Genomic DNA, 19,841 nt, shown 5'->3' on the forward strand with positions numbered 1-19,841 from the left:
GATCGAGGTCATCAGCAAGCCGCCTGTCCAGCCCCGGACACGCGGCATTTTTTATGCCCGAAAGGAATGTCCAATGCCTCAGAAAAAACCCGGCCGCGCCATCGCGCCGGCCAAGTCTGACACCAACCTTGCCAAGCCCGCCCAGCGCTTCGCTATCGGCGATACCGAGATCCGTCCCCTCCAACTGTACCGCAACCCCGAACGCCATCCGCGTGCGGCAGGCCCATGGAGTGATGAACCCGACAAGCTGGCCTGGGTCGATGCCGAGACAGGCTTGTCCTGTATCATCCTGCGCCAGGCGAGCGGCGTCCTCGGTGGGTATGTCGCCGTTCCGGTCGGCCATCCTCTCTGGGGCTTTGCCTACGATGCAATCCCTGCCGACCTCGACCTCTCGGCACATCGCGGGCTCGATTATTCCGAGTCCTGCCGCGAGTATGAGCGGGAATCGATCGCGATCTGCCATGTGAGCGAACGGCGCCGCAGCGGTCGAGCGCACCCTAGTGGCCGCGTACGGGACAACTCGGACGACACATGGTGGTTCGGGTTCGGGTGCGACAGGGCCGGCGATCTCGTCCCCCATGGTTACAAGCCGCCCCTCCATCGCGAGGAGGGCGAGGTCTATCGCTCGATCGATTACGTGTTCGAGGAAACCCGCTCGCTGGCGCGCTCGCTCAAGGCCATTGAGGATCAGGCGGGTTCGGCCAGCGGCGTGCCGCTTGCGCTTCGTGCGCCCGATAGCAAACCGCACAAGGCATGAGGGAGGCGAACATGGACGACATTCCCTACGCCGCGAAGCGCAACCCGAACTTGCCCTGGGGCTATTGGCTCGTCGCAAGCGAAGATGGCGAACGGCTCTATGACGAAGAGGGCAATGCCTGGGAAAGCGTGCGCGACTACCTGTGGACCTGGCGACTTCGCATGGGACCTCGCTCTGCCAAGGCAGTCGAGGCCCAGCTGGAATTCCTGCTCGCGGTCCTCGTTGCGATCGACCGGCGGGTGGTGATGACCGAGGAGCGCGTGCGCGACCTGTTCGACGGTCTCTGGCATCTTCAGGAGTTCTACGGGCACTGGCTCGCAGGCGTCGGGCTGACATCCGACACTCGCGTCGAGGAACTGACACATGAGGGCCGAGCCGTGCTTGTGATGCTTGCATCGACCCGCAGCGCGACGTCCGCTCCTCTGCCGATTGGCCTTCCCACGCTGACCCCGCGCATAGGCCTCGATCGAGGCGAGACCAGGCAAGAGCGCGAGCGCTTGCTGGCAGTGCAGGAGGCTTTTGCGCGCGAACTGCCTTATCGGTTCACGCGCGAAACCATCGGCGAACATCCCGGCATTAAGCTGATGGGCGTCCAGATCGGCAGCAACATTCCACTCACTCGAGTGCTCTGGTCGATGACTTTCCCCGACGATCATGCGCGCGACCGGCTGTTCGCGTGGCTCGCGCACCGGATCGACCGATGGGAAGAGTGGGGTGAACTTGCGGCGCATAAGAGCCCGCGTGAATTGAGCGAGCTCCTGCTGGAGTTGGCATTTGCCGACCGACCGGCAGCACTCTCCCCTTAGCCGCTCAATCTACGCCAGCTTCTCCGAAACCACCTATGCGGCCGGTATCCAGCTGGGATGCCGGCCGCTCCCGTATTGAGGAACCGCCGTCATGCGCGATGGCATCATCGAGACCATGCCCGAGCACATGGTCGCACTGTCGCTTCTGCCGCCACCCCACGCATTCGAACCTTTACGCCCGTTCGGGTTCGGAGCTTTTGTCATTACGCGTCTTGGCCCTGACGAGGCGAAGTTCTCGCTCCATGCCCATGGCTACGGTGCGGGGTATGAACCGCAACGGATACGCCGCGACATCCGCTCGCTTTTCACTCCTGAAACCAGGTCGCTGATCTGCATGCCTACCCCGCCACACGTCCATGGGCAACGGTTCGCCGAGGCGCAGTTCCCCTCGACCTTCCTCGATCTGGTACCGCACGTCGGGCTGTTGTCGAATGTCTTTGCAGTTCTGTCGCGTGATATCCTTGCTCATTCGGCGGGCATCGCCGGCTTAAGCTTTTCCACCGCAAACCCCTCGCCTTTGCAACGCGTCGGTCAGCTAGGCATCGAAGCGCAGGCCGCATGGATTTACTGGTTGTTCAAATCATGCTCGTCACATGTTCGACGCCGCTTGCTTGCCGGTCATAGCGCCTGGCAGGCCATCGAACGGGCAAGGAAGATGAATGTCCCAGTGGATGGCTGATCGGGGGCGCATGATGCGCCCCCTTTTTTGCATCCGCATTCGCCCTGCGCAGAACTCTTTCGACCTCGCCTGCGGCACTTGTACAGTGATGGAAACGAATGCTCTAGCTGAAGCACACCTACAGCTGCCAGAAGCCCCACGGACGGATGCTCGGCTCCCGGAAAGGCTTTGCCCTATCTGAGCTCCTCATAGCCTCCAAGCGCAGCCAGCCGAACGAGTTCGGGATGAGCGAACTCGAAAATTCGCCAAGTTTGGTCCTTGTCCGGGTCCACCTCGTCGGGTGACGGGCGCTTCCCGACAAATCTTACCGAGATGACCCGGCTGTACGATATCAGACCTCGTTCGATCCTAGATAGCTGCGAATAGGAAAGACCGACCGTATTTGCGAGATCGCGCAGCTTCCGGCCTTCTTTTTCTCTGCCGGCGCGCAGAGCTTTCCCCATGCGATCGAGCTGGCCGCTCAGATATCTGCGATTTCCGTGAGGCGAAGGGCCCTCCACGGCAACATGTTTCCACTCGAATCGCAGGACATCCATCATTCTGCTGAGTGTCTCATAGGAAGGCGTCAAGTGGCCCTTTTCCATTCGGGAGAGGTTTACGCGGTTTATCCCGAGCTCATAGGCGACTTCCTTCTGGCGTCGCCCCTGGGCTTTCCGCCTCTGTGCGAGGAAGTCACCCAGTCCGGGCTTCAAACATGCGTAGTTCTCTGGAAGGCGCATCGCAGAACATTTTTTACGATCGGGCTGCAAAAATGTAGCGCTGTTGCATGCGAGGTTCAAGGCCGACCTAGAAGCTGGTCGATGGGTCCGAGTTGGCGCCCATCTTGTCCAGCAAAGGAGAAAGACTGTGCCGAACTACGTATACAGCGGCTTCCACGTTACCGGAGAACGCGAAGAGATCGACCGCTTCGCAAAGCTGATGTTCAAAACCGTACCTACTGTCGAAACGGAGTATACCAAACCGCTCCGCCCGTTCGAGACGATCATGGATTTCGGTGCGATCATTCCGCCGCCCGACTCCATGAAGAACGGAATCCACGAGTGGTGGGCGGTTGAAAACTGGGGTACGAAGTGGACCGGCTTCGATGTCGATGTGTGGGACTACCCCGACGGGTCGCTGCATTTCCAGTTCACGACTGCCTGGGATTTCCCCACGCCCGTTCTTGAGGCTATCGCCGCCGAGTTTCCGGCTTTGGTGTTCGATGGCTCCGCCTACGAGGAAGACAACGCGTTCCAGTACACGGGACAGTTCAACGGCGATAACTCGTGGGGCCCTGGCCAGATTGAGTTCATTACGATCTGATTTTTGCCACGTCAGTTAATACCTTGAAGGCCCACTAAAGTAAGGCCGGGGCCGAGGTGTCGCCCCGGCCTTACAAATTTCGACCAATGTGATGGTAAGCTTCCCACTGTTGAGACAGCCCTAGGTTCCAGCGCCCGTTGCCTAACCAGCTGAATTACCAGAATTGGAGCACGCTTCTGATGGCAGGTTTTGGGTCGTTTGCAGACTGTCTGCTATTGTCGCAAGCGTGGATTAGGCAACCGCATTGCTCAATCGAAGGGGCTTCGTCCAGATGGGACGGGCGCAGTTTTTGGAGTTGCCGCCATACTCGAATCCGCAGCCATGCGGGTGCCAGGATCGGATTTCCACAACGCATGGGGAGGCGTCAACGAACCCGGAATGCGAGTTGCGCACCGGGCTCGTCGTCGGCCTCTCGCCTACTTGGTAGGCGGGATGGGTCCGTTTAGAGCGGCACCCTGACCCCGCCGCGAACGGTGCCGCCGGAGACGCCGTCCCCGAAATCGACGGTGCCCTCGATGAAGCCCGACACGCCGTTTCGCATGCGGGCCCGGAAGCCTGCCCCAGCCCTGCCGTGGGTATCGATGGCGGGGCTCACGAAGCTGACCGTACCGCCCACATTCGAAAGCGTGATCGTATCCTCGCCTTGGAATTCATGGATCACCTGAGCCGTGGCGTAGAATTCGGCAGGAGCGAGATCGGTACCGACATTGGTGCCGATGCGTACGCCCGCCTTGCCGCGAAGCCCGTCATCCTCCTCGAGAGCGAAGTCCGTCACGCCCTGAGTGAAGTCGTCGATATCCACGGTCGCGTATTCGAGCGACACGGCAGGTTGGAAGAAGAAGGAGTTGCCGAAACGCGCACCCACTTCGATCCAGCCACCCCAGCCTTCCCCGTCGACATCGGCGAAGGTCGGGCCGGAGCGCCGCCCGTATTCTACATTCATCATCTCGTACTTGGCGAGACCGGCGACGTAGGCCGGGCCGAAGCTGGCCATGCCGTAGACGCCGAAATTGATGCTTTCGTAGTCGATCCTCGAGAGCGTCGTATCGGTGCGAAGGTCGCTGCTGGCGTAGCCGACCGTCACGCCGACAACGCTGTTCGCTCCACCGAACAGGTCGGCCCCACCTTGCACTCCGAAGAAGTCCTGGCTGTGGCTAAGGTCATAAGTCCGCGCGACGCCGAAGGGCGAAGCAGTGAAGGCGTTTTCCCGGTTCTGCACATTACCGGAAAAGTTCACCCAGAGCGCCGAACCGATTCGGGGATTTTCGGTCGTTCCCCCAGCGGCACCGACACCCAATGAAGCCAGATGCGATCCGACCGCCTCGTTATTGCGGTAAAGAATCTGGCGCGCACCCTCGGCGACTAGAACCGCACTCGCAGCAAAGGCACTCGGCGTACCGAATGCGAGGAAGTCGCCATTCGCGGCATCGAACTGCAGCGTGTAGTCGACCAGCGGATCTTGGACCGCATTCAGCGTGAACGCGCTCGCGTCGGTCCCTGCGCCGGCATCGACCACGATCGCACCGTTCACAAAATTGCCACCCGCGTCGAACACGACTGAGGTGGAACCCGTGGCTGCGCCACCGATATTCAAACGATCGGATGCGCTACCGGGGCCGACATCGACCCCGAGGAACGCTGTACCGCCCCCCGAGTAATCGCCCGGGATGGTGAGACTGTCGTCGGTTGCGCCGTCGCGCATGTCGATGACGCCGTTGTTTGCCAGGGTCTCGAGTCCGGCAAAGGTCTGGGTGCCCGCGACTGCAATGGTGCCGCTGTTGGCCAGCGTGTCGTTGCCAGCGCCGAAGTCGCTCGACTGCGTGGCGTTGAACCGCCCGTTATTGGTCAGCAAGTCATCATTGTCGGTCAGATCGATCCGACCGGTAATGCTACCGGTCGCGCCGATCCTGACGGTCGCGGCAGCGCCATCGGCATCGAGCGCGGGCCCGGTGGTCGAGGACACGTCGCCGCCCAAAGTGATGGTGGATCCCGTGCCCGAGGTCGCCTCGATACCGGCGATCGCGCCGCTCACGTCCGCTCCCGGAGCGGTGGTGATGATCAGGTCGCAACCGCTTTCGGCATCGATGCCGGTGCCCTGTGCGGAAGACACATCGCCGTTTGCAGTGACCGAAACGGTGGTGCATTCGGTCGCGGTGACGTCTATGCCATCGCTGCCGGGGCCGGTCACCATCACAGGTCCGGTGACGATGGTGATCGGGCCGGTTGTGGTATCGACATTGATGCCGTCCGAGTCTGGGCCGGTCGTCATGACCATACCCACATCGACGGTGACAGGATCGTCGTCGCCATCGATATCGATCCCGGGGGAACTCGCGCCGTCGGTCTGCACGCTGTCGCCATCGACATCGATCGAACCGGTGCCATCCACTTCGACGCCGGGCGAATTGTCGCCATCTGTGTCGATATCGCCGAAGTCGATGTCGATATCGCCTTCGCCACCATCGACATCGATGCCGGGAGAATTGTCGCCATCTGTGTCGACATCGTCGACCTCGACATCTATCGGGCCCGGGCTGTCGATATCCACGCCGGGCGAGTCATCGCCGTCGGTATCGATATCGGGGCCGTCACCGCCGCCGCCGGGTCCGCCTGGGCCTGCAACGGTCCCGCCGCAAGCGCCCGCACCGAGCACGGCGCAAATGGCGGGGTCGGTGATTAGAGTAACGCCTGGCGAATTGTCGCCGTCAGTGGAGACCAGGCCAAGGTTGGCCGCGATCTGTCCCGGTGCACTGACCAGCACGGCGGCGCTGTCTTTCCCCTGGGTGGACACATTGTCCGCCGTCAGCGTCGGATCGCAGGTGCCGTACCGAGCAGCAAGCAGGCAGCAGGATCGCTGCTAATATCGATCCCCGGTGCATTCGCGCCGAGCGTTTCGACCGTCCCGAAATCGCCGGTAATGTCTGCCGGAGCCGCAATTAGCGCACCCGCTGCACCGTCTCCACCGGTCGAAATCCGGTCGGCGGTAATCGCTGTCGTGCACTGGCCCACGCCGAGCAGCACGCAGGCGGTCGGGTCGGCAGCAAGGTCGATCCCGGTCGCATTGTCGCCGAAGGTCTCTAGAATGCCTATATCGGCCGTGGTCGGGCCGGCAGCGCGGATCAGCGCGCCGATCGCGCCGTCACCGTTAGTGGTCAGCTGTCCGACGCTGAGCGCGTTTTCACACCCGCCAGCGCCAAGGCTCGCGCAAGCCGTCGGGTCGCTGGCGAGGTCGATGCCGACCGAATCTTCGCCGTCGGTGCTCAGCACGCCGATGCTGCCGTCCACATCGCCCACCGCGCGGATCACCGCGCCCGGCGAACGCGCGCCGGTGGTGGTAAGGTTGTTTACCGTAAAGGCCTGATCGCAGGAACCGACGCCTAGCGCGACGCACGCCGTCGGGTCCGCACGCAGGTCGATACCCGCGGCCTCGATGCCGTTGGTCTGGATCACGTCTGCGGTGAGAGTCGTCTCGCCCGCGGCGGTCACGAGCGCGCCGATCGAGCCGAAGCCGTCGGTCGTGATCGTGCCAACGACCGCATCGATGTCGCATGAGCCCGCACCTAGCGTGGCGCACAGGGCAGGGTCGGACTGCAAATTAAGGCCGAGCGCTTGGTCGCCCTGCGTCCGAAGCAAGCCGACATCGAGACCGATCTGGCCAGCTGCTGTCAGGAACGCCGCGGTCGATCCGGTTCCGATCGTTTCTATCAGGTTTGCATTCAGAACGGCGGGGCCAGAAACCGTCACGATCTCCACCCCCTGCGAATTGACGCCGACGGTGCGTACCTCGTCAAGCGAGACCGTAGCTTCGCCCGCCTGGATATTCACCCCGTCGCTGTTGTCGCCGAGCGTCGAAACAAGGTCGTCGACGGACAAAATTACCCCGTCGACCGCTCGCAATAGGGCGCCGGTGCTGTTGTCGCCAATGGTGGTGAGGCGGCCGACCTGTGCGTCGATGTCGGCTCCGGAAATGAGCTCGAGTGCAGGCTCGTCGTCGAGGAGCGTGTCGATCACTGCGTCGCCGGTGATCGTGATCGGCCCGCTCGTATTGATCAGTGCTCCGACGGTCGATTCAAACTCGGGCGGCAGCGCCACCACAACCGGCTGCACGAATGCGTCGAGATCGATTGTGCCCGAAGGCGGCGTCGGCGGTGCTGGTGTGGGGGCGGTACAGTTGAGCACCCCGAGCAAATCGGTGGTGCAAGCAACCTGCGCGGAAGATGGTGTCGCGTTCAGGGCGATTGCCGATGTGCAACCAATCGCGGCCAGCTTGATAGCATTCAGATTCTTACGAGCGCTCATATGTTCTCCCCGAACAGAGTCGCCCTCCCGTCACTGGGTGCCCTAATGCCCCAAGCGCCTGTTGAGGTTCCACTTTTCGCGAAATTAATTGATCATGACATATCGGGAAAATTGAATCTCAGAGTGACAAATCGGCGCACTGAGAGTTTTCTGCAGGTCGGGCGCGCGTCCAATGTGATTTGAAAACGATGAGTAATTGGGGCCGAGTTCTGTTGGTGGAATGTGTGAAAGGATTTGATGGTCTCTGACACATTCGCGACCCTTTTCGACTCCTCCCTCGGGGCGGATTCAGCGAAAGACTGAAGTTGGGTCAGAAAACTGTCGGTCGGTACCCATGTCAAAAGTCCGCTCCTATGAGGTCAGCGCGGCGGACGCGGCGGCCCAGATGGGGCGCGAAGCAAACTTCGAAGCAGCCAGTGTCCGATGTCAGCTTCGGAAGTGTTCTCTGAGAAACATTTTGAGCCTTTTGGTTGGAATATTCTCAAGATCCCCACCGATCTCTAACGCAATGAGTGAGACCAAACCGCCCCAAGCACAGCCGCACCATCGCAATGACATAGGCAAATCAATTTCTCTTAAGCCAACATGGACAATATCGAGAAGTTTTCTAGACTACCAAGGCACAGGGATTCGGATCACACTTATTGAACGTGACGGGGGATTATGTGGAGTAACTCGGGCGAAATCGACAAACGGGCACCCACGCCGCCTTCGGAACTTTTTCGAATGGCCGCGGAGCCTCTTGCCCTGACGGATCGATTGTTGCGGTGCTGCTGGATCGCATCGTGGACCCTTCTCGCCCGGTGGACGCCCCTACCAATGCATGGCTGGCGGCGACTGCTACTTAGGGCATTTGGCGCTCAAATCGCGGATAGTGCGCGAGTCCACCCTAGCGCGAAGATATGGTTCCCTCCGAACCTCACGATGGAGGAGGATGCCGTTCTCGCTGCGGACGTTGAGTGCTATTGCCGCGACAAAATATATATCGGAATAGGCGTCCGGGTGGGTCAAGGCGCATTTCTATGTGGCAGCTTTTTGCAGGCCAGACAGAACAGATACTACCCGGTCGCGGGACAAATCGTGCTGGAACACCGATGTGTAATAGCACCCAAGGCAGCGGTCAGCGCTGGCGTGACCGTCGGGAGCGGTACGATTTTGGAGGCAGGAAGCGACGCGATGCAAGACTTGCGAGAAAATGCAATATATTCCGGTAGCCCCGCAAGACTGGTCGCTGTTGAGCGTTATCCGAGCGAGTGAGCCGTTGCCACCGGGAAGTCTCAACAACGAGGATTTTGGTCGGCCGTAGGTTTGCTGAGGGTATCCCTTGCTGCGCGGGGAGCTCTTAGCCGTGTCGGCAGAAGTGTAGTCGGCAGTCGTTCCAGGTGCTTAGTGACTTCAGGGATTGCATCGGCTGCCTCTTTCAGAAGCGGGATATGCGCCTTCGAATACCTTGCAGCGGTCTCTCCCTGGAGCGAGTGACCGGCAAAGTCGGCAGCGACTGCCTCGGAAATTTTCGCACCCTTCAGCGAATCGATAGCCGTGTGCCTGAACGCATGAATGCCTTGGCCTCCCCCGAGAAACGGCAGCTCACGGACGATCTTGATCCAGATTCGCTTGTAATAGGCATCCCCAAGCGTGCCTTTGCCGCTCTCGGAAGCAAGCTCTGGAAAAAGCAACGTTTCGCCTTCAGCGCGCAGTGCCTCGACATAGTCCGGCAGACCGAGCCGAATGAGTTCGCTGGCAAATGGTAGCTTTCGTTCCGAGCCTACCGTTTTGATCCGTCGGGTCGAATTGTCGCGCACATTAAAGCTCCATAGGCCGCCATCAAACTCGATATCAGCGAGCTCCATCCCGCATATCTCGTCACGACGCATACCGGAATACCAAGCGATGAGCGGCACGAAATACCAAGCGTCGTGTACAATCACGTCGCCCGGTTCCAAGCGCTTGAGGTAGGATTTGGAACCGGTCCATGGCGAAAGCCTGAATAGCTCCTCGCCCTGCGCCCTGGTATATACTTGCCGGAGGCTCCGCTGATTGCGCCCGTCCTTCACGATAAATGCTCCGTAGTCGAGCTCGGCCAGTGGGTGGCGACGAGAAAACCAGTCGGTCAGCTGCCTAAGGAAACCCCAATGGCGGTTGGTGGTAATAGGGTTGAGTCCAAGATCACCTTTTGAAAGATATTGTTGCGCATGGCCGGTCCGGTCTGCGCTCGATTTGCGTTTCGCTTCGCGCTCGGCTGCTCTCTCCCCTTCAGCGATCTGGCTCGCATATTCGGCGACGATTTCCAGGATCGTCATTTCGCGTTGCCGTTTTGATTTGCGAAAAGTCGCACCGTGCAGGTTCTGGAAGCATTGGTTCAGCCTGACGAGGTCTTCGTGCGTCACCTGCGCAAGCGGTCGCCCGTCCATGACCTCCTCCAGGAATTGGGCAGGCAAGCGAAATTGGTCGCGCGTCTTGGCTGTCCAGGGCTTCATTCCGGTCTTGCTGGCGGTGCCATCCTTGCCGCCGGTGCGCGGATTGTACTCGAAGAATTTATCGACCGCCTGTGTGGGGGTCATCGTCGCCCAAGGGCCTGCCGTGGCCGGCTGCGCCGGGGGCGCCGTCGACACCGCTGGCGCTGCCGAGTGTTGCGCAGCGGGCTCGTATTGAGCGATCGGCACCGATGGGTAGGCGCAGCCGGGATTGGCCAGCACCTCGCGAAATTCGCGTATCGCTACGATCCGCGCCTCATTGACGACCTTGCGGGCCATTGCTTCGCGCAGCGCCGACTGCTGCACACCGATTTCGGCAAGCCGTGCGAGCGCGGCATCTTCGGCCCCTTCGTGCTCTATCGAGGCTGCCAGATCGGACCAGGCGAGAACAACGATGTCCTCATCATCATTGTCGGGATCGATCCGGGCGACGAGGAAATCTGCAACCTTGCCCTGCATGGCGCCATCGTGTGCGGCCATTTCGCTCGCGCCGAGACGAAGCGTCAGCGCCTTGTCGATATCCTCGTGGTCCTCGGGCGGGAGGACATGGAGACTTGCGTGCATGGCCTCGAGCCGGTCGCGTTCGACCAGCATTTGCCGGCGGAAGATCTCGGCCCGCTGAGCGCCGGTTAGCCCGTCGCGCGCCATATTGCTCATCATGTTCATCGCAACCCTCTCGCAGATCAAGGTCAGTGCAGGCGCGAGCAGACTTGCGCGCCGGCGACTGGTTGTCTTGAGCGAGAGGCGTAGCCGGAAAGGCTTATCGCCTCCTAAACGTATGAGTCTGCGATAGTAATACGTGCCCTGCTTGCGGGTGACGTTCTGAATGCCGCACATGTGCCGTGGCCCCTGCCGTGGTACCCTGCCGTGGTAAAACCCGGCAGGGCTGGAGTGGGAAACGAGCATTTTCAGTCACTTGCGCCATTTTCGACTGGGGTCCCTGCCACCCCAGCCAGGCTTGTTGCCGCCATCAAGTAGCTGAAAACACTTGGGCTTCCCTGCGAGTCGAAATAGCGTGGCACCCTGTCGCGCCCCTCGACACTTGCCTGCATCACCGAGCCGTCGGCCGAGCTGGTACACGTCGACGTGTGCGAACCTCCCTAATCGCTCGCTCGGCAAATGATGGAAGGCGCGGCACATCGGTCGTCATCTTTTCGCTTTTCCGTTCGTCGACCTGCGACGCGCTTCACATTCGGGTGTCTCGAGCGATGACCGTGGTTGATCGATTTGGCGAACGCTCGCACCGGGCCATCGGTCCTCGCTCAACAGCCACACTCATCCAGCGTCGAAACCGACTCTCGGCACCGCAGCCCAGGTAGCGTCCTTCCTCAGGAACCGGCGGATGCCCTGGATTCGATACCAGAGGTTCACCTGCCGGTATCCGAAATTCTCCAGCAGCGCAGCCAAGCCAAGCCTCATCAGGTCCCTGGCTGACGGTGTGCGACGCAACTGCTGTTCCTCGAGGGCGAGCGTGCCGACCGTCAGGCCGCTGCCGAAAACGATCGCTTCGAAAAAGAACGCGACGGCCATCATCGGGTCCAGCAGTCCCATCAAGGCCGCTGCCGGCAGGACGAGGTAGCCAAGAAGTTCGGCAGGAGGTCCAAGAATGTCCTCCAATACGATATGCAGCAGGGCCAGCATTCCGATCTGCCCGTAGCGTGGGTTGAGGATCATCCGCCGATGACGCTGCAGCGTTTCCATCGATCCCTGCTGCCAGCGGGCACGCTGGTTATCGAGACCCTTCAAGGCCGCCGGCGCCTCTGTCCAGCAGACGATGTCGGGAATGAAGGCAAGGCGGTAGGGCTGCTTCTGTTCGCGCAGGTGGCGGTGCAGGTGCACGACCAGTTCCAGGTCTTCGCCGACGGTGTCGTGCCGGTATCCGCCGATTTCTACCAAGGTCGAGCGGCGGAAAAGCCCGAAGGCGCCGGAGATCAGCATCAGGGTGTCGGTCTGCGCGTTGGCGACAAGCGCGGTGAGGAAGGCTCTCAGATACTCGACCACCTGGAAACGCGGGACGAGGCCTTTGGCGACGCCGATCTCCTGCAGCGATCCTCCCTTCACGACGCTCCCCTTGACCACCCGGATCGCCCCGCCAACCGCCACCAGCCGCCCGTTATCGTGCATGAAGGGCTCGGCTGCCCGCAACCGCCCATCCGGCTCGATAATCGAATCGGCGTCGATCACGCACACCAACGGGGTTCGGGCAAAGCCCAACCCGGCGTTTGCCGCGTCGGCCTTGCGCCCGTTTTCCTTGTCCACCACCAGGAGGTTGGGATAGTGCCGCGAAATATAAGTCTGCCGAATTTCCGTCTTCTGCAAGTTCGCGATCTGCTTTCGCTGGCAGGGAACCATGTCGAACGAACGGAGCAGTTGCCCCATCGTATCGTCCTTCGACCCGTCATTGACCACGATCACTTCATGGTCCGGATATTCGAGGGACAGCAGCGCTTTTACGCTGTCCACGATCGAGAGCTCTTCGTTGAAGGCGGGCGCGATCACCGAGATGGGAAGAGCAAGGTCGGCATAGCGTTGCCACAACTCGCGTGCACTTTCGCTCGGTTGAATTCTCGTCGCGAAAACCCAAGCCGCAATCAGCAACTGGGCAAGGCTGATCATGTTGCGCACCAGCACCACGATGAAGCAGAAGGACGCCAGCGCGATCGTGGCGTCCGCGGCAAATTGCTGGATCTCGGCCCAGTTCATGCGACACTCCTCGACCCGGCGGTGTCGTCAACTCCGAACTGGAATGCCTCCAGCGCTTGTTCGGCCCGGAGACTGACCCACAGTTCCGGATCGTCGAGCAGCTCGATCAGCGCGCCCTGCGCTTCTCGTAACCCCAGCGCGGCGCAGGTGTTGATGGACTGCACCCTCACGTTCGAATCCGGATCGCGCAGAGCGGCCAGAATCCATTCCTTGCTACCGGGATGACCCAGCTTTGCGGAAGCACGCAAGGCGGCGGCGCGGATTTCCGGGCAGGTGTCACGCGCCAATGGCAGGCAAGTCGAAACCCCCTTCGCATCGGTCCCCGGCCTGCTGACCGGCGAGTGCGTTTCGAACGAAAACGGGCAGTACCTGACCATCCGGATCAAGGCCGATCCCAACGATCTGCGAACCGACGATATTACCGGCGACATCTATACCGATGGCAAGCTGAACCCGGACACGGGCCTGCGCCTGATCGACATCAATCTGGTGATGGGCAACCTCCTCAACCTCGCCCGCTCGCAAAGTGCCGCCTGGCTGGCAGACCGGGAAGAATAATCCCAACTTCTGCCGGGCGCGCAGAAAACTCATAACCCAAGTACGGCTCCGGCGCTTCGCCAATACCTGGCGCTGCGCGGACGGGGCTACTGCGGGAAACGGCAAGCTGCTAGATGCGTTAAGCACATCGGGAGGGGACCGGGGCAGCTACGCAATGATCGATTTTCAGCCGAATCCAGCCACCCGCGAGCAGCGATGATGGATATCGGTTTCGCAATCGATGGCACGCTTGCGTGGATCTGGGCCAACATCCTGGCGATCGTCGGCTGGATCATTGCCATGATCGCGTTCGTGGTCGTGCCCTTCCGCCGCCCGCCGGCAAAGGCGCGCAACTGGCTGCTGATATTCTTCGCGCTGCCATGGGTCGCCCTGCCGATCTACTGGGTCATCGGTCGCCCGCAATACGCCAAACAGCGCCAGAAACGGGTCGCGGAGCTGCCCCGCATTCTGGACCGGGTGATCCGGCAGACGGGCATGGATCATCCGGAATTCTCGCCCGAACTTTGCGAAGACAACCATTCGCTGGCCAGCCTCGCGCACGGGCTGGGCCAGTTCCCGGCGGTGATCGGCAACGGGATCGAGCCTCTGGGCGATTATCACGGTGCGATCGACCGGGTCATCGGCGATATCGACGCGGCGCAGCACCATGTCAGCGTCGAATTCTATATCTTCAAGAACGACGGCGTCGGCAAGCGCCTGATGGCCGCGCTCGAACGGGCCAGCGCGCGCGGGGTGACCTGCCGGGTGCTGCTCGACGCGCTTGGCTCTTACGGCGCGGTCGCGTCGATCAAGCGGCGGCTGGAAGCGGCGGGGATCGAAGTGCACGACATCCTGCCGCTGCGCCGGCGCCTTTCCAGCTCGCGCGTGGACCTGCGCAATCACCGCAAGATCGTGGTGGTCGATGCGCGCGTGGGCTTTACCGGATCGCAGAACATGTGGGCCCCTGCCGAGCATGGGCGCAATGCCAACCGCGAGCTGATGGTCCGCGTAACCGGGCCGATCGTGGCCCAGTTGCAGGCGATCTTCGTGTGCGACTGGTATCTCGAAACGCTCGAAGACCTCGACGACGCGGCCATGTTCCCGCCGTGCAAAACCGGCCCCGGAATGGGAGCGCAGATGATCGCCACCGGGCCGGACAATCCGGTGGGCGGGCTCGACCTGATCATCACGCAGGCGATGTACAATGCGAGCGAGGATATCGTCATCGTCACCCCCTATTTCGTGCCGACGGACGCGCTGTTGACCGCGATCCGCGGCGCGGTGCTGCGCGGGGTGACGGTTCGGCTGATCACGGGGGCGAAATGCGACCAGCGTCTCCCCGGCCTGGCGCAGCGCAGCTATTATCAGGAACTGCTGTCGATCGGCGTGCAGGTATACCTGTATGCGCCGGAGTTCCTGCACGCCAAGCATTGCCGCGTGGATTACGAAGTCTCGATCCTGGGGTCGAGCAACATGGATTTCCGGTCGTTCGAACTGAATGCCGAGATCGACCTGCTGTGCTACGATGCTGCGCTGGCCAAGGATCTGGAGCAGGTAGAGAATCGGTATCTGGAGCAATCGACGCGCGTTTGCGCCGATGAATGGAAGAACCGCCCCTTGAGGAAGAAAGTGCTGGAGAACACGGCGCGCATGATGAGCGAGCTGATCTGAACCGATGAACCGCGCCGCCTCCGATTCCACCTTCAAGCTCGTCAGCTACAATATTCACAAGGCGATCGGCATCGATCGGCGGCGCGATCCGCTGCGCATCCTGAACGTGCTGAGCGAAGTCGATGCGGATATCGTGATCCTGCAGGAGGCGGATCGCCGCTTCGGCATGCGCGAGCGCACGCTGCCCGATATCCTCGTCGAACAGCATACCGACTACGTGCCGGTGCCGTTCGATGTGCAGAACGATTCGATGGGCTGGCATGGCAACACGATCATGGTTCGGCGCGGTATCGATGTTCTCGAACACGACATTCTCCATATTCCTTATCTGGAACCGCGCGGTGTCGTGACCGCGAGCGTGCGGCTGCCCGCCGGGGCCGAAGTGAGCGTGTTCGGGATGCATCTCGACCTGTCGGGCCTGTGGCGCATGCGGCAGGCGCGCGCGATTTCCACGCTGGCGCGCGCGGCGCAGGAGCAGCGCCCCACGCTGCTGGCGGGCGATCTCAACGAATGGCGCCCCAAGGGCGGCTGCCTGAAGGAATTCGCGCGCCACTTCACGCTGCTCGACTGCGGCCGCAGCTTCCACAGCCAGCGGCCGCTCGGCCGGCTCGACCGGATCATGCACAGCGCTTCGCTGGAAGCCATCAAGACGGGCGTGCATCACAGCGCGCTGGCCTCGCACGCGTCGGACCATTTGCCCGTCTGGGCCACCTTCCGCCTGCCCGCCTGATCTGCGCGCGCTGCGCAAGGTGGGTCGCATGTCCACAGCCTTCGGATTGGTCGAGGGCAGGCGCTTCTCTGCCCGGACCCGATCTGGCATGGCGCGGCCCATGAAGGTCGAAACGCGCAATCCCCGCCCCGGAGAGGTCGCCGCCGCTCCCCCGTCGGCGCTGCTCGACAAGCTGCACGAAGTCTTCGGATTCCGCTCGTTCCGGGGCGTACAGCAACAGGTGGTCGACCGGGTCATGGCGGGCCAGTCGACGCTGGCGGTTATGCCGACGGGCGCGGGCAAGTCGCTCACCTACCAGCTGCCCGCCACGATGCTGGACGGCACCTGCGTGGTCATCAGCCCGCTGATCGCGCTGATGCACGACCAGCTGCGCAGCGCCACCGCCAATGGCATCCGCGCCGCCACCCTCACCAGCGCGGACGAGAACCGCGCCGAGACCGTCCAGCGGCTGCGCGCGGGCGAGCTCGACCTGCTGTACGTGGCGCCCGAACGTGCGAGCCAGAGCCATTTTCGCGATCTGCTGTCGCAGTGTCGGATCGCGCTGTTCGCCATCGACGAGGCGCATTGCGTCTCCGAATGGGGGCACGATTTCCGCCCCGATTACCGCCTCCTGCGCCCGTTGATGGACCAGTTCGCCGATGTCCCGCGCCTCGCACTGACCGCGACGGCGGATGCGCACACGCGCAGCGACATCCTGACCCAGCTGGGGATCGCGCCCGAGGGGCTGATCGTCGCCGGGTTCGACCGGCCGAACATCACCTACGCGATCCGCCCGCGCGATTCTCTGACGCAGCAACTTCGCCGGTTGCTTGCCGAAAACCCCGGACCCGGCATCGTCTACGCACAGACTCGTGCCGCGACCGAGCGGCTCGCCGCCTCGCTCTCCGACGGAAAGCGCGAAGTGCGCTGCTACCACGCAGGCCTGCCACCCGAAACGCGTGCAGCGAACCAGGCGGCCTTCGTCGAGAGCGAGAACATGGTGATCTGCGCCACGGTCGCCTTCGGCATGGGGATCGACAAGCCGGATGTACGCTTCGTCGCGCATGCCGGGCTGCCCAAGTCGATCGAGTCCTACTACCAGGAAACCGGCCGCGCGGGCCGCGATGGCGATCCATCGGTGGCTCACCTGTTCTGGGGCGCGGACGATTTCGCGCGGGCACGGATGCGGATCGGGGAGGTGGGCGAGGCGCGCCAGCAGGGTGAGCGCACGCGGCTCGCCGCACTCGGCGCGCTGGTCGAGACCGCTGGCTGCCGGCGCGCGATCTTGCTGCGCCATTTCGGGGAGAACCCGCCCGAAACCTGCGGCAATTGCGACAATTGCCTGAATCCGCCCAAGGCGGTCGACGCGACGGTGGTCGCGCAGAAATACCTCTCCGCCGTCGCGCGCACCCGGCAGATGTACGGCGCGGGCTATATCGAGAGCGTACTGACCGGCCAGTCGAGCGAGCGCAGCCGGTCGCAGGGGCACGACCAGCTATCGGTCTTCGGGATCGTCGAGGGTGAGGAAGCCGCGCTGCTCAAGCCTGTCCACCGCGCGCTGCTGGTGCGCGGCGCGCTACTGCCGACCGAGCATGGCGGGCTGATGCTGGGCCCGGAGGCGCGCAGTTTCCTGAAGGGCGAAGAGCCGCTCGATCTGGTGATTCCCCCGAAACGCCTCGGCGGGAAAGGCCGCACTCGTGGCGGAGCGAGTCAGGAGCTCAACCCCGTAGGCGATCCGCTGTTCGACGCGCTGCGCGCATTGCGACGCGATCTGGCGAAGGAAAACCAGGTGCCGCCCTACGTCATCTTCCATGATTCGGTACTGCGCGACATGGCCGGGCTGCGCCCGCAGACCCGCAGCCTGCTGGGCGAATTGCCGGGCATCGGGGCGAAGAAGCTGGGCGCCTATGGCGACGCGTTTCTGGAGGTGATCCGGCAGTACGAGCGCTAGGCGAGACGCCCGCCTCCGCCCGACGCGATTCATATCATTGGGGCCGGGCGACAGTGCTGCTATGGGCCCGCGATGCTTACGATCGACGGTATCACTGTCCGGCTTGGCGGCCGGCCCATTCTCGAACGCGCCAGCGCGACGATTCCGCAAGGCGCGCGGGTCGGGCTGATCGGCCGCAACGGGGCGGGTAAGTCCACCCTGATGAAGACGCTGATCGGCGAGATCGAGCCCGATGACGGCTCGATCGGCAAGCCGTCGCGGGCGCGCATCGGCTACATCGCGCAGGAAGCGCCCGATGGCACGACCACGCCCGAACAGGCCGTGCTGGCCGCCGATGTCGAGCGCGCCAGCCTGCTTGAAGAATCGGAAACCTGCACCGATGTCGACCGGCTGGGCGAAGTGCACGAGCGGCTGCTCGCCATCGACGCCTACACCGCGCCCGCGCGCGCGGCGAAGATTTTGAGCGGACTGGGCTTCGATGAAGAGATGCAGCACCGCCCGCTCTCCAGCTTTTCGGGCGGGTGGAAGATGCGCGTCGCGCTGGGTGCGCTGCTGTTCTCCGAACCGGACATCCTGCTGCTCGACGAGCCGTCGAACCACCTCGATCTCGAAGCGACGCTGTGGCTGGAGAATTTCCTCAAGTCCTATCCCGCCACGCTGCTGGTCATCAGCCACGAACGCGATCTGCTGAACAATGTGGTCGACCACATCCTGCACCTGCAGGGCGGTCAGCTGACGATCTACACCGGCGGCTACGACGCGTTCGAGAAGCAGCGGGCCGAACGCGCGGCGCAGCTCGAATCGGCCAGAGCCGCGCAGGATGCGCAGCGGGCGCGCCTGCAGGACTACGTCGCGCGCAACAGCGCCCGCGCCTCCACCGCCAAACAGGCGCAGGCGCGTGCGAAGATGCTCGCCAAGATGCAGCCGATCGCCGCGCTGATGGAAGATCCCTCGCTCAGCTTCGAATTTCCCTCGCCCGGCGAGTTGCGCTCCCCGATGATCACGCTCGACGGGGCGGCGGTCGCCTATGGCGAGGCCCCGCCGATCCTCAAGCGACTCAATATGCGGATCGACGCGGACGACCGGGTCGCGCTGCTGGGGCGCAACGGCAACGGCAAGACCACGCTCGCGCGGCTGCTGTCATCGCAGCTGGTGCCGGTGGAAGGCGCGATGAATGCGCCGGGCAAGCTGAAGGTCGGCTATTTCACGCAGTACCAGGTGGAGGAACTCGCCAGCGACGAGACGCCGCTGGAGCTGATGACCCGCGCGATGGAGGGCAAGACGCCTGCCGCGGTGCGCGCACAGCTGGGCCGCTTCGGATTTTCCGGCCCGCGTGCGACGCAGAAGGTGGAAAAGCTTTCGGGCGGGGAGCGCGCGCGGCTGGCGCTGGCGCTGATCACCCGCGATGCGCCGCACCTGCTGATCCTCGACGAGCCGACCAACCACCTCGACGTCGATGCGCGCGAGGCGCTGGTGCAGGCGCTGAACGACTATTCGGGCGCGGTGATCCTGATCAGCCACGATCGCCACATGGTCGAACTGACGGCGGACCGGCTGATGCTGGTCGATGGCGGCACGGCGAAGGAATATTCGGGCAGCATGGACGATTACATCGACTTCGTGATGGGCCGTAACCAGCCCAAGAAGTCGTCCGGCTCGGGCGCGGCGAAACCTGCCCCGGCCAACCCCGCCAAGACCAAGGCGAAGGCGCGCTTCATCAAGTCCGAACTGGCCACGGCGGAAAAGGCAATGGCACGGCTGCAGACCAGCCTTTCCGAAATCGATCAGGCGATGTGCGATCCCGCCTCCGCACCCCCGCGCCTCGCTACGGTTGCGATGGACGATCTGCTGATCCAGCGCGCCGAGGTGAGCGCGAAGCTGGATGAGGCGGAAGCGCAATGGCTGGCGCTGGGCGAGCAGCTGGAAACGCTCGAACACGCTTAGCCGGCAGGA

At 62.6% G+C, this 19,841-nt stretch carries 15 protein-coding genes; 9 read left to right on the top strand and 6 right to left on the bottom strand.

Annotated elements, in window-relative coordinates:
* The first annotated feature begins 73 nt into the window (after window positions 1-73).
* The 3 genes from AAG591_RS12970 to AAG591_RS12980 all read left to right on the top strand — a co-directional run bounded on the left by AAG591_RS12970 (window position 74) and on the right by AAG591_RS12980 (window position 2,242).
* On the top strand, window positions 74-757 hold the full coding sequence (locus AAG591_RS12970) for a hypothetical protein (protein WP_342531791.1): 684 nt from the start codon (window positions 74-76) through the stop codon (window positions 755-757).
* The gene (locus AAG591_RS12975) at window positions 754-1,563 is read left to right on the top strand and encodes a hypothetical protein (protein ID WP_342531792.1); all 810 of its coding nucleotides are present in this window, start codon (window positions 754-756) and stop codon (window positions 1,561-1,563) included. The genes AAG591_RS12970 and AAG591_RS12975 overlap by 4 nt, the downstream gene beginning before the upstream one ends.
* A 91-nt stretch (window positions 1,564-1,654) precedes the next feature.
* Window positions 1,655-2,242, top strand: a complete 588-nt coding sequence (locus tag AAG591_RS12980) for a hypothetical protein (RefSeq protein WP_342531793.1) — start codon at window positions 1,655-1,657, stop codon at window positions 2,240-2,242.
* Window positions 2,243-2,415: 173 nt separating this feature from the next.
* Here AAG591_RS12980 and AAG591_RS12985 read toward each other — a convergent pair whose 3' ends face one another.
* Window positions 2,416-2,961 carry a helix-turn-helix domain-containing protein gene (locus tag AAG591_RS12985; protein ID WP_342531794.1) on the bottom strand — a complete coding sequence of 182 codons (546 nt, stop codon included), beginning with the start codon at window positions 2,959-2,961 and terminating at the stop codon, window positions 2,416-2,418.
* 127 nt (window positions 2,962-3,088) lie between these two features.
* Here AAG591_RS12985 and AAG591_RS12990 point away from each other — a divergent pair, with 127 nt between their 5' ends.
* A complete protein-coding gene (locus AAG591_RS12990) occupies window positions 3,089-3,544 on the top strand; it encodes a DUF1281 family ferredoxin-like fold protein (protein WP_342531796.1) in 456 nt (151 codons plus the stop codon).
* 442 nt (window positions 3,545-3,986) lie between these two features.
* Here the strand turns inward: AAG591_RS12990 and AAG591_RS12995 are convergent, their stop codons facing one another.
* From AAG591_RS12995 to AAG591_RS13015, 5 genes are all read right to left on the bottom strand, one after another.
* A complete protein-coding gene (locus AAG591_RS12995) occupies window positions 3,987-6,335 on the bottom strand; it encodes an autotransporter domain-containing protein (protein ID WP_342531797.1) in 2,349 nt (782 codons plus the stop codon).
* Between the two features lie 11 nt (window positions 6,336-6,346).
* Entirely contained in the window at window positions 6,347-7,843 is a 1,497-nt protein-coding gene (locus AAG591_RS13000; protein WP_342531798.1) for a hypothetical protein, read from the bottom strand.
* A 1,277-nt stretch (window positions 7,844-9,120) separates the two neighbouring features.
* Complete coding sequence (locus AAG591_RS13005) at window positions 9,121-11,154, bottom strand: site-specific integrase (protein WP_342531800.1); 2,034 nt, start codon at window positions 11,152-11,154, stop codon at window positions 9,121-9,123.
* A 438-nt stretch (window positions 11,155-11,592) separates the two neighbouring features.
* Entirely contained in the window at window positions 11,593-13,020 is a 1,428-nt protein-coding gene (locus tag AAG591_RS13010; protein ID WP_342531802.1) for a glycosyltransferase family 2 protein, read from the bottom strand.
* Window positions 13,017-13,307 carry a HEAT repeat domain-containing protein gene (locus tag AAG591_RS13015; protein ID WP_342531803.1) on the bottom strand — a complete coding sequence of 97 codons (291 nt, stop codon included), beginning with the start codon at window positions 13,305-13,307 and terminating at the stop codon, window positions 13,017-13,019. Before AAG591_RS13015 ends, AAG591_RS13010 begins: the two co-directional genes overlap by 4 nt.
* On the opposite strand from AAG591_RS13015, the gene AAG591_RS13020 reads away from it, so the two are divergent.
* From AAG591_RS13020 to AAG591_RS13040, 5 genes are all read left to right on the top strand, one after another.
* Window positions 13,294-13,578, top strand: a complete 285-nt coding sequence (locus AAG591_RS13020) for a hypothetical protein (protein WP_342531805.1) — start codon at window positions 13,294-13,296, stop codon at window positions 13,576-13,578. The two genes, AAG591_RS13015 and AAG591_RS13020, sit on opposite strands and share 14 nt — an antisense overlap.
* A gap of 195 nt (window positions 13,579-13,773) precedes the next feature.
* Entirely contained in the window at window positions 13,774-15,228 is a 1,455-nt protein-coding gene (cls, locus tag AAG591_RS13025; protein WP_342531806.1) for a cardiolipin synthase, read from the top strand.
* A gap of 4 nt (window positions 15,229-15,232) precedes the next feature.
* The gene (locus tag AAG591_RS13030; RefSeq protein ID WP_342531807.1) at window positions 15,233-15,958 is read left to right on the top strand and encodes an endonuclease/exonuclease/phosphatase family protein; all 726 of its coding nucleotides are present in this window, start codon (window positions 15,233-15,235) and stop codon (window positions 15,956-15,958) included.
* Window positions 15,959-16,058: 100 nt separating this feature from the next.
* Window positions 16,059-17,888 (top strand): DNA helicase RecQ, encoded by a 1,830-nt coding sequence (gene recQ, locus AAG591_RS13035; RefSeq protein ID WP_342532287.1) that lies wholly within the window; start codon window positions 16,059-16,061, stop codon window positions 17,886-17,888.
* Window positions 17,889-17,960: 72 nt separating this feature from the next.
* Window positions 17,961-19,832: an ABC-F family ATP-binding cassette domain-containing protein gene (locus tag AAG591_RS13040; RefSeq protein ID WP_342531808.1), complete on the top strand. Its 1,872-nt coding sequence runs from the start codon at window positions 17,961-17,963 to the stop codon at window positions 19,830-19,832.
* Window positions 19,833-19,841: the final 9 nt, after the last annotated feature.

Origin of the sequence: Citromicrobium bathyomarinum, assembly GCF_038594485.1 — a bacterium.
Classification (GTDB): Bacteria; Pseudomonadota; Alphaproteobacteria; order Sphingomonadales; family Sphingomonadaceae; genus Alteriqipengyuania; species Alteriqipengyuania bathyomarina_A.